Below are 9,346 nucleotides of genomic sequence, written 5' to 3' on the forward strand. Positions count from 1 at the left end.
CGCCGCTAGGCTCGGCAGCAGAACGAGCAGGGAGGCCCGCTATGACCTGGGAAGTGGTACCGGAGAGCACGGGACCGCGCGCCGAGACGCGTCGATTCCCCTGGTGGATCCTGCTCGTCGTGGGCATCCTCGTGACCGCGGCCGGCGTCGGCCTGCTGTTCTGGCCGTTCATCGCGGCCAGCTGGTTCCTCGTGGTCGTGCTCGGCTCGGCGCTCATCGCGAACGGCCTCGCGATCCTCGTGCGGCGCCCTTCGGGCGGCGCCGTCGCGGCGGGGATCGTGCTCGTCGCGGGCGGCGTGCTCGCGATGGTCTTCTCCGACTTCACGGTGACGGCCCTCGTCACCTTCGTCGGCGTCTCGGTGCTGTTCGTCGGCGCGTTCTGGCTGATCCTCGCGATCCGGGCCGGCGGCCGCAGCGGGCTCGTGCTCATGCCGGCCATCCTCGCGATCCTCGCCGGAGTCGTCACGCTCGTCTGGCCCGATTTCGCACTGAAGTTCGTCGCCGTGATCGCCGGCATCTTCACCCTGTTCATCGGAATCTCGCTGATCCTCTCGGCGACCGCGCTGCGCAGGCTGCTCGCCACCGGCACCCGCTGACCGCTCCGATCCACCTGATCGGCCCGATCCACCTGATCCGCCCGCTCCCCGCCCGCAGCGAAGGATGTCGACGATGACCGACCCGCTCACCGATTTCACCGGCCTCCCCGAGGGGCTGCCCGTGCCCGAGGACGACGGCGCCGCGGCGCACCTCGTGGGCGCGGCCCTGCCGCCGCTCGCCCTCCACACGAGCTCGTGCGAGACGGTCGCGCTGCAGGATCTCGGCCCCGGCCGCACGGTGATCTACCTGTACCCGATGACCGGTCGCCCCGGCGTCGCGCTGCCCGACGGCTGGGACGAGATCCCCGGCGCGCGCGGCTGCTCGACCGAGGCGTGCGACTTCCGCGACCATCACGCCGAGCTCGTCGAGGCGGGCGCGGCTCGGGTGTTCGGGCTGTCGAGCCAGGATCCCGGCTACCAGCGGGAGGCCGCCGAGCGGCTGCGCCTGCCGTTCCCCATGCTCTCCGATCCCGAGTTCGACCTCGGCGAGGCGCTCGATCTGCCGACGTTCGCAGCGCCGCCGCACCCGCGCCTCTACTCGCGGCTCACGCTCATCGTGCGCGATGGACGCATCGAGCACGTCTTCTATCCCGTGTTCCCGCCGAACGAGCACGCGCAGCAGGTGCTGGGCTGGCTGCGGGAGCACCCGCTGGCGTAGGTGCGGGGAGGCCGGGCGCATCGAGCGCATCGTGCGCAACCGGCGCATCGAGAGGACCGGATTCCACCTCCGGGGAGCCCCACCCGGTGGAATCGGGTCCTCTCGATGCCGGATCCCGGGGGTCCCGGGGGCCCTGGGATCAGCCCGCGAGGAGCCCGATCGCGAGGACGACGACCGCGAGCAGCGGGATCGTGCCTTGCTTGATCGCGGCCGCGCGCTTCCCGGGCGACGACACGAACAGCACGAGCGCTGCGGCGAGCATCGATCCGACGCCAGCGAACACCAGCGCGTGGCCGACCGCGCCCACCGGGGCGACGAGCACGATGCCGATGGCCGTGACGACCGCGAGGAACAGGTTGTAGAAGCCCTGGTTGAAGGCGAGCTCCTTCGTCGCCTCGGCTTCCTCGGGCGTCGTGCCGAAGGTCTTCAGCGCTGCCGGCTTCGTCCAGAGCACCGATTCGAGCGCGAAGATGTAGACGTGCAGCAGCGCCGCGACGGCAGCGAGCACGAGTCCGACGATCACCAGCATGAGGCCTCCTCGACGTCCGCACCCGGGTCCGGGTCCGGTCCTGCAGCGAGACTACTCCCGCCGCGGCCGACGATCAGTCGTCGAGGCCGCGCCGCAGGAACTCGATGCCGAGCTCGCGGAACTGGCGCGCTCCGGGAGCGTTGAAGTGGTGGCGCTTGTCGATCTCGGCGAAGGTGCCGTTCGGCAGCCGCGCGGCGAGCTGCTTCGAGTCCTCGAAGATCGCGTCGAGGGTGCCCGTCGCGACGAGCACGGGCTGGATCGGGGCGTTGCCGAGGTCGAGCTCCTCCTCGCCGAAGCGCATGCCGCCGGCGAGGGCGATGAGCGCCGGGAGGCTGTTCTCGGGCACCCGCTCCGCGAGCCGCACGTAGTTCTGCGTCGCCTGGTCGGTGACCGGGGTGCCGAACGCGATGTAGGTGCGGGCCTGGTCGAGGTCCAGACGGCCGAGCGGGCGACCGTCGGGTATCCCGCCGAGCACGGCCCGTTCGATGCGATGCTCGAGGTCGGCGCAGACGTGCCACCCCACCCGCGCGCCGAGCGAGTACCCGAGGTACAGCACCGGGTCGACCATGTAGGTGTCGAGCACCGTCTCGATGTCGCTGACGAGCAGCGGCATCGTGTAGTCGCGCGGATCGGTCGGCTTCTCGCTGCGGCCGTGCCCGCGCTGGTCGACGCCGAGCACCCGGAACCCGGCCTGCAGCAGGCTCCCCACCCAGCCGGTGTCGACCCACGTGTCCTTGCAGCTCGACGCGAAACCGTGCACCGCGATCACGGTCGGCGCCTCATCGTCGCCCCAGACATAGGTCGCGATGCGGTAGCCCTCCTGCGACATCACGTACAGGGGTTCGGGCACCTCAGGGAACTGCAGATTGGGCATCCGTCTATTCTGCCGCGCCGAGCGGCTCGCGCACATCCTCGTGGATGTGCGCGATGGTGAGCGCGCCGTCCGCGCCGCGGGTGAGCACCGCCGTGTTGCGCGAGCGCTCGGGCGAGACCGGGCGACCGTCCGCGTCCTCCGCGTCGACGCGCAGCCACCACGTCGCGACGATCGTGCCCCCGACCGGGCGGGCCTCGATCGACTCGACGACGAGCGCCGTCTCGGTGACCGGGTTCGCGGCCGGCGCAGCGGGAACGGCCGAATCGGCCGGCGCGTCCGAGCCGGATCCGCGTCGGGCGCGCAGCGCCTGCAGCTCGTCCATGCCGTGCACGAGCGCGTCCTCCGACGAGTCGAACATGGTCAGCGCGGGCGACAGCAGCGCGTCGATCGCGGACGTGTCGCGGCGCAGATACCCCGCGTACATCGTCTCGACGAGCGCCAGCACTTCGGCGGCGGAATCGGTCAGGGGCTCCATCGGCACTGCGGGTCCTCACGTCGGGTGTTCGGCCGCCGAGCAGCGCGCGGCCCCGATCCATCGTAGTGAGCGCCGGCCGAGCGACCGACGCGGGGCGGGGGTTCCGCTCTGCGACGCACCCTGTTAGAGTCCCCGTCGTGGGCACTCTGATTCGCTAGATCTGGACGCTGCGTCGAGCCCTGCTCCGCAGCGGGTCCTGAGCGCGCGCCGTTCCCCGGCGCCCGAGGTCCGGATCCGATCCCGCATCTGCGATGCGCTTCCCCGCGCGACCCGTCCGTCGCGCGCAGAGGAGTCCCCATGTTCCCGTCCCCCGTTCATTCCCCGTCCCCGGCCCGATCCACCAGCCCCGCTGGCCGCACCGACCCCGCCGGCGCACGCGCCGCGCGCAGCCACCGGGTCTGCGAGCTCCGATCCGCGACGGTCCGCTTCGCGGATCGGGTCGTGCTCGACCGGGTCGATCTCGTCGTCGGCCCGACCGCCAGGATCGCCCTGGTCGGCGACAACGGCGCCGGCAAGTCCACCCTGCTCGGGCTGCTCTCGGGCGCTGTCCTCCCGGTCGCCGGCGAGGCCCGAGTCGTCCTCCCCGGTGGCGTCGCGCACGCCGCGCAGGATCCCCGCTTCCCCGCCGGGTCCACGGTCGCGCAGGCGATCGATCTGCTGCTCGCCGACCTGCGGGCGGTCGAGGCCGAGATCCAGCACGTGTCGGATCGCCTCGCGGCGGTCGGCCCGGACACGCAGTCTGCGCTGCTCGACCGGCTCGGCGAACTGATCGATCGCTTCGAGGCCCGTGATGGCCACGACGTCGATCTGCGGGTCGACGCCGGGCTCCAGCAGCTCGGCCTCGGGCGGCTCGACCGCAGCAGGCCGGTCGCGTCGCTCTCGGGCGGCGAACGCGCGCGCCTCGCCCTCGCGGCGGCGCTCGCCTCGCGGGCCGAGCTGCTGCTGCTCGACGAGCCCACGAACGACCTCGACGACCAGGCGCTCGCCTGGCTCGAAGGCCGGCTCGCCGCGCACCGCGGTGCGATGGTGGTCGCGACCCACGACCGAACGTTCCTGGATCGCTTCGCCGAGGACATCATCCAGGTCCGCAGCGGTGGCCTGAGCCGCTCCGGCAACGGCTACGCCGGGTACCTCGCAGCGCGCGCCACCGAGCGTCGCCGCCAGGCCGAGCGGCACGAGGAGTGGCGATCGGAGCTCGCCCGCAGCGAGGCGCTCGTCGCCGCGAACGCCTCACGCCTCGCGGCGATCCCGCGCAAGCTCGAGCTCGACGGGTTCGGCCACGGCGCCTTCCGGGCGCGGAGCCGCGACCACGGCGCCATGGGTCGGATCCGCATGGCCAAGGAGCGCGTCGCCCGACTGCGCGCCGAACCCGTCGCGCCGCCGCCCGAGCCGCTGCGCTTCGATCCAGGCTTCGCGCGGACCGCGGAGGAGCGCGCAGAGGATCCGACGAGCGACCCCCGTCTCGGCGCGGAGGAGCTGCTGACGCTGGGCGGGATCCGGCGCACGACCGGTGCCGCCCTGCGGGTGGACGACTGGGCGATCCGCAGGGGCGACCGCTGGCTCGTGACCGGCCCGAACGGCGCCGGGAAGACGACGCTGCTGCGCGTGCTCGCCGGGGATCTCGCACCGGATGCGGGCACGCTCGCGCGCGCCGAGGGGCTCCGCGTCGCATGGCTCCGGCAGGACGTCGCCCCGGCTCCGTCGCAGTCGGTCGTCGAATGCTTCGCCCGGGCGGTCGGGCTGCACCGGGAGGATGCCGCCGCGCGGCTCGGCGCGTTCGGGCTGCTGTCCGAGGCGGAATTCGACCGCGCGGTGCGCGAGCTCTCGGTGGGGCAGCGCCGCCGCCTCGACCTCGCGATCACGCTGGCGACCCCGAGCGAGCTGATCCTGCTCGACGAGCCGACGAACCACCTCGCCCCCGAACTCGTCGAGCAGCTCGAGGACGCGCTCGACGCCTACCCGGGCGCGGTCGTGACCGTCACCCACGACCGCCGGTGGATCGAGCGCGCGGGCGGATCCTCGCGGGTGCGAGTGTCGAGCGGTGACGCGACCGCGCTCGACGCGTAGCGGAAACGCGGAGGGCCCGGATCCGCGTGTGCGGATCCGGGCCCTCCCTGCGCTTCGGTGAGCGCGAAGCGCCTCAGCGGGTCGGGATCAGAAGTCCCAGTTCTCGTCGGGAAGCACAAGATCTTGCCGTTTCTGCGTCTCCGCAGGCCGTTCATGCCACCTGCGTGCCACTCGCACCGAACCGACTGTTGCACTCGTCGAAGCGAGGCGTGACACAGCGGACATTGTACTCGTCAAAGGCCCCTCTGCACGAGAAACAGTGAAGCAGTTAGCGGCGAGTGTTTGAACTTGAAGCGTTGGATGGAAAGGACGCGAAGACGGTCAAACACGATGGCTCCACTCAGCGCCTTGCCCGGGCCGCATCTGGTGTCAGGAACGGAAAGATCCAGCGATCCAGCGATTCAGGGCCTGTCGACACACGGGGACAGATTTGTACATCGATCACGCGGCGGAAGATTACGGACACGGACCGAGCCGAAGCCATTCGGTTATTTCACGCCGGGACGTATGTCAAGGACATCGCTAGCAGCCTGCGGGTCACGAAAGCGTCGGTCCGGAAGATCCTGTATGAGGCAGGCGTCGCGGCTCCGCCTCGGAGGATGACGGAAGCGGAAATCAAAGATGCTGCACGTCGTTACGAGAATGGTGAGTCTCTCGTTCATCTCGGAGAGCGTTTCGGGTGTAGCCCGGGAACAGTGCGGTCCAAGATTGTGCGCGCTGGAGTGGAGATGCGTCCATCGTCCGTACCGCGGTCGCTTTGATATTCATAGTCAGCAACTGCGACCCTCGCGGGTCATGTCGGGCGGTGGAGGCTTACGCCACCAGACCGTTCGCCCAGTGGGCACGGTGCGACTTCGCGATCGCACGGAGGTTCCCACGCATGACCTTGAGTTCTGTTGTGGAAGGAACATCGTCGTCATGATTGCCAGGGTTCAACACGGTTGAAAACGTGTTCCACTTTCCCTTCTCATCGTTGCTCAGCGCGAAGCCGCGAACAAGCGGCACGAGTTGCCCGAGGACGCTTGCTTCCGTCTCGACGTCCGCTACAGAACAGGGTGTGCCTGATTCGGTGCGTGCGGTGGCGATAATCTGCTTCGCAAGCCGTTCCGCGGCAGAACGGTAGCTGCCACACGCTGCTCTTCTGCCCCGAGCGGTCGGAGCGTTGAGATTGTCTTCCGCGTCGAGCATGAGCTGGCTGAACACGTCCGAAGTCTGTGTGGGCACGGTGCCTGCTTTAGGGCTTGCAAGGTTGAGCTCATAGGACATAAGTCCACGATGGTCGTGGTAACTCTTGCTCCAGTTCGCGAGCTTCCCGTCGTAAGTCGTGAGTATGACTTGGACTCCGGCGTCAAGGAGCTTCGTGAGGGTGTTCTGGACGAATGTGAGTCGGTGATCGGGGTCGCTGCCTGGGATGGGATCGTCGAGGACGATAATGGGTGAGCCCAATAGCTCGGCTCGTGCCAGGAAGATTGAAAGTCCCAGTGCGTTCAGTTGGGAATCGCTGTACACCCCGAGCGCGTCTCGTTCGACTGGGGTTGTGCCTGCTTCGGTGTGCAGGGCGGCGATGAGGTTGACGAAACGGTTGCCACTGGCTTTGGATTTCACTCCATGGAAGTCGACGAGTTCTTCTGGCCGGATCGTCAGCCACCAGGCCTTGATGGTCTCGCTCATCTCGGTGAAGCGAGCGTCCAGTAACGCTACAGAAGCTTTCTGCAGTTCTTTCTCTGCCGATCTCACCCGTGTTAGTGCTCTATCTCGTTGCGCCGCGCGGGTGAGGTCCTCACCCAGCCCGGTGACCGCGTCGAAGAGCCGCAGTAGTTGGCGCTGGTCGGTGATCTCTGCTCGTTGCGTGATCACGGGAGCGACCGCTTGCTCGAGAGCACTGATTGTGACGGCGTACGCCTGATGCTTCTGTCGGAGCGAGTGGAGCTTGCTGTCGAGGTCAGCGAAGTCAGGAGCTACTTTTGGTAGCGGTTGCCGTCGCTGGACGGCAGATCTGAGCGCAATCAGCGCTTCGCTGGCAGCCTGTGTATCTGGCGTGAGTGAGCGTATGTCAGCTGCAATGCTTCTGGCGCTCGCGTAGCTGTCACGAACAAGATCCGCGTCGAGTCCCCACGAGTCAAGTTTGGTTGCTAGAGGCGAGATCTCAGACTCGGGTGCGTCCGCAGCTTGCGGTACCCCGGTCGTGATGTAGCGGGTGACAACCGTAAGAGCATCCTGGGCACGGTCGATGGCGGCGAGCGTCTCGGCTGCGATCTGATCGAGATTCTTGGCGCTAGCCAGTTCTGCTCGCAACACTTCGATGCGGGCGGGCGTTAGAGCTTCTGGGGTGGCGCACACAGGACAGTCCACTGGCGCGGTGACGGCGGCGAACTCATCGACCTGGAGCACAGCTGCCAGGATGGGCTGGAGCCGCGCGACCTCCACGTCGACTGCCGAGAGGACCTCGGCGTACTGTCGTGTATCGGGTGCGACAAGGTCGAGGGTCGATATCGGCTGCGCGCGCAACCCAGCGATAGGAAAAACGGCTTCGCTCTTCGCGCTCACCCGCGATTCAAGGGCTACCTTGGCGTCAGCGAGTGACGCGTACGAATCGCCGGTGACGATCTCGGCTGCATCTCGCAAAGCATCGCTGATGATGGCGTCGAGATCGCTGGGTGATTCCGCTGTCCGTGCGATAGAGCTGAGCCGATTCTGAAGGTCGACAAGTTCTTCGGGAAGGGTTGCGATCTGTTGGAGCCAGTGTCCGTCCGGTTCTTGCTCCAAGCGTTTCCGGCCCTCGGCGACTCGCTCTCTGAGAAGGTCGAGATCGCTGAGCGAGAGAAGAGACTTGAAGTAGGCGACTCTTTGCTTCGGTTCGGTGGAAAGGGCGTGGCGAAGTATGTGTTGCAGGAGGACCGGCGCGCTCACGGGTGGGTCCGCCAGCGAGAGCCCGATGCTGGACAGGTCCTCCGCTTCGTCGCCATCGATCAGAACTGTGCTGTCGCACTCTGCGCCGCGGCCAAAATCGCCGGTGAGGTTTCTGCGTGCAGTGTGAAGGGAGCCATCTGCGACCCTGACGACGGCCTCAACGTAGACCTGCTCACCTCCGGTGAGGTGAGCGTTGCGGAGGCTGTCGTTGTACTCTGCTTTGGCGCCGCCGAGGAGGTCTCTGCGGCTGCTGCGGCCGGATATCAGGAACTCGATCGCTTCCGCGAGGCTGGTCTTGCCCTGGCTGTTCGCGCCGTGGACGACAGTTACGGGCGCATCGAGTTCGAAGCGCGCGATGTCTGTGCCGAATGCTCGAAATCCTCGCACTTCCAGCGATACGATCCTGGCCTGCGTCATGACGTGCGCCAGGTTTCGATGAGCATGCTGATGGCCGTATCGAGCTCGTCGACCGATGATGCTGCGCTGGCTGCCGCAACGATGGCACGAGCATCGTGTTTTGGCTCGGTAACGCCTTGGAGCATCTCAGCCAGAGGCTCAGCGTTGGGCAACAGGTCGGACATGCTGCCGATTCTACTGTTCTGTCGGCCTGTAACCATGGGGCTCAAGTCCCTGCATCACACCACGGATGGGAAGTATCCTGGATGGATACGTGAGGAGGCCGAGACATGGGTGTCGCGAAGCCAGTTATTTTGCCCAGCATGACGTTCCCGACCCGCAAAGCGGCCAAGGATTGGGTTCGGGACGAGATCAAGGATCACTACGACCTCGAAGAGGTCATCACTGATCCTCTTCATGTTGCGGTGCTCCACGATCTTCTGGACCGTGACGATGATGCGGCCGAAAAAATCGGGGCCGGCATCAAAGAGTTCTTCATTAGGCGCACGGCGTTAGGTGGAGGCCATATCCAGTATGTGCGTCGCGACGCACGCGGGATCTGGATCCGCCGTATCGATGGCTCGGAGGATGACTGGAGTTACACCAGTGCGATCAACCAAGAAGGACTCCAATCGGATGTCAAAGATGCATTACGCGCTGTGATCAACGAAGACCGTCTCTCTTTCAGAGAGCAGGCTTTCGCCCACGGCCCAGTCCAATGCGCCCGCACCTCCTCGCTGATCTTCCACTCCTTCGCGAGAAGGGGGACGACCTTGCCCGACTGGTCGACGCGCACGAGGCCCTCGTAGACGTTGGTCATGAGCGCCTGCGGGATCGTGGA

General features: G+C 67.2%; 9 protein-coding genes. 4 read left to right on the forward strand and 5 right to left on the reverse strand.

The features are described from left to right. Positions 1-41 precede the first annotated feature (41 nt). Complete coding sequence (locus XM48_RS03930) at positions 42-596, forward strand: HdeD family acid-resistance protein (protein WP_046454490.1); 555 nt, start codon at positions 42-44, stop codon at positions 594-596. Positions 597-669: 73 nt separating this feature from the next. After that, positions 670-1,254: a peroxiredoxin gene (locus tag XM48_RS03935; protein WP_046454491.1), complete on the forward strand. Its 585-nt coding sequence runs from the start codon at positions 670-672 to the stop codon at positions 1,252-1,254. A 139-nt stretch (positions 1,255-1,393) separates the two neighbouring features. Here XM48_RS03935 and XM48_RS03940 read toward each other — a convergent pair whose 3' ends face one another. From XM48_RS03940 to XM48_RS03950, 3 genes are all read right to left on the reverse strand, one after another. Further along, positions 1,394-1,780 carry a DUF1304 domain-containing protein gene (locus XM48_RS03940; RefSeq protein WP_046454498.1) on the reverse strand — a complete coding sequence of 129 codons (387 nt, stop codon included), beginning with the start codon at positions 1,778-1,780 and terminating at the stop codon, positions 1,394-1,396. Between the two features lie 76 nt (positions 1,781-1,856). Next, the gene (locus XM48_RS03945) at positions 1,857-2,657 is read right to left on the reverse strand and encodes an alpha/beta fold hydrolase (RefSeq protein ID WP_046454492.1); all 801 of its coding nucleotides are present in this window, start codon (positions 2,655-2,657) and stop codon (positions 1,857-1,859) included. Positions 2,658-2,661: 4 nt separating this feature from the next. Further along, complete coding sequence (locus XM48_RS03950; protein WP_046454493.1) at positions 2,662-3,132, reverse strand: DUF4440 domain-containing protein; 471 nt, start codon at positions 3,130-3,132, stop codon at positions 2,662-2,664. 297 nt (positions 3,133-3,429) lie between these two features. On the opposite strand from XM48_RS03950, the gene XM48_RS03955 reads away from it, so the two are divergent. Beyond that, a complete protein-coding gene (locus XM48_RS03955; protein ID WP_084820969.1) occupies positions 3,430-5,199 on the forward strand; it encodes an ABC-F family ATP-binding cassette domain-containing protein in 1,770 nt (589 codons plus the stop codon). Positions 5,200-6,012: 813 nt separating this feature from the next. Here XM48_RS03955 and XM48_RS03960 read toward each other — a convergent pair. Together XM48_RS03960 and XM48_RS17790 are read right to left on the reverse strand one after the other, a co-directional pair. Then, positions 6,013-8,526 carry an AAA family ATPase gene (locus XM48_RS03960; RefSeq protein WP_046454494.1) on the reverse strand — a complete coding sequence of 838 codons (2,514 nt, stop codon included), beginning with the start codon at positions 8,524-8,526 and terminating at the stop codon, positions 6,013-6,015. Then, the gene (locus XM48_RS17790) at positions 8,523-8,690 is read right to left on the reverse strand and encodes a hypothetical protein (RefSeq protein ID WP_156174920.1); all 168 of its coding nucleotides are present in this window, start codon (positions 8,688-8,690) and stop codon (positions 8,523-8,525) included. The genes XM48_RS03960 and XM48_RS17790 overlap by 4 nt, the downstream gene beginning before the upstream one ends. A 105-nt stretch (positions 8,691-8,795) precedes the next feature. Between XM48_RS17790 and XM48_RS03965 the strand changes: the two genes are divergently transcribed. Further along, positions 8,796-9,314 carry a DUF3223 domain-containing protein gene (locus XM48_RS03965; RefSeq protein ID WP_046454495.1) on the forward strand — a complete coding sequence of 173 codons (519 nt, stop codon included), beginning with the start codon at positions 8,796-8,798 and terminating at the stop codon, positions 9,312-9,314. Positions 9,315-9,346 lie beyond the last annotated feature (32 nt).

The sequence above is a fragment of the Leucobacter sp. Ag1 genome, from assembly GCF_000980875.1.
Taxonomy (GTDB): domain Bacteria; phylum Actinomycetota; class Actinomycetes; order Actinomycetales; family Microbacteriaceae; genus Leucobacter; species Leucobacter iarius.

Bases quoted from the DNA above. Each gene is read 5' to 3' on its own strand.
- XM48_RS03965 (WP_046454495.1), top strand. From the start codon at position 8,796: ATGGGTGTCGCGAAGCCAGTTATTTTGCCCAGCATGACGTTCCCGACC.
- XM48_RS03930 (WP_046454490.1), top strand. From the start codon at position 42: ATGACCTGGGAAGTGGTACCGGAGAGCACGGGACCGCGCGCCGAGACG.
- XM48_RS03955 (WP_084820969.1), top strand. From the start codon at position 3,430: ATGTTCCCGTCCCCCGTTCATTCCCCGTCCCCGGCCCGATCCACCAGC.
- XM48_RS03960 (WP_046454494.1), bottom strand. From the start codon at position 8,526: ATGACGCAGGCCAGGATCGTATCGCTGGAAGTGCGAGGATTTCGAGCA.
- XM48_RS03935 (WP_046454491.1), top strand. From the start codon at position 670: ATGACCGACCCGCTCACCGATTTCACCGGCCTCCCCGAGGGGCTGCCC.
- XM48_RS03945 (WP_046454492.1), bottom strand. From the start codon at position 2,657: ATGCCCAATCTGCAGTTCCCTGAGGTGCCCGAACCCCTGTACGTGATG.
- XM48_RS17790 (WP_156174920.1), bottom strand. From the start codon at position 8,690: ATGTCCGACCTGTTGCCCAACGCTGAGCCTCTGGCTGAGATGCTCCAA.
- XM48_RS03950 (WP_046454493.1), bottom strand. From the start codon at position 3,132: ATGGAGCCCCTGACCGATTCCGCCGCCGAAGTGCTGGCGCTCGTCGAG.